This is a genomic window from Paraburkholderia sp. SIMBA_053, assembly GCF_046534895.1.
GTDB classification, from domain to species: domain Bacteria; phylum Pseudomonadota; class Gammaproteobacteria; order Burkholderiales; family Burkholderiaceae; genus Paraburkholderia; species Paraburkholderia caledonica.
Genome location: NZ_JAWRXU010001407.1, coordinates 1 through 246, shown reverse-complemented (window position 1 = coordinate 246; position 246 = coordinate 1). Strand labels below are relative to the sequence as shown.

Here is a 246-nt window from a genome sequence, read left to right as displayed (position 1 = left end):
CAACTGGTCGCGCTACGTTCAAGAATCCTGCCGATCTCCGCGTAGTCGCAATCGAACGCTTCATGCAGCACAAACGCGGCGCGCTCGTCGGGTTTGAGACGCTCGAGCAACAGCATCACGCCGTAGGACATTTCCGCCGCACGCAGCGCAAGTTCTTCAGCCGATGGCGCGAATTCGTCGAGCCACGGCTCAGGCAGCCAGCCGGTCGCCTGAGACTCGCGCTCGCGCTGCACATTTCTCAGACGG

Annotated in this window: 1 protein-coding gene; it reads right to left on the bottom strand. The window is 62.2% G+C overall.

Annotation, left to right across the window (positions count from 1 at the left end):
* Positions 1-246, bottom strand: a 246-nt coding sequence (locus SB753_RS40230) for a sigma factor-like helix-turn-helix DNA-binding protein (RefSeq protein ID WP_410805570.1), incomplete at both ends; no start/stop codon positions are given.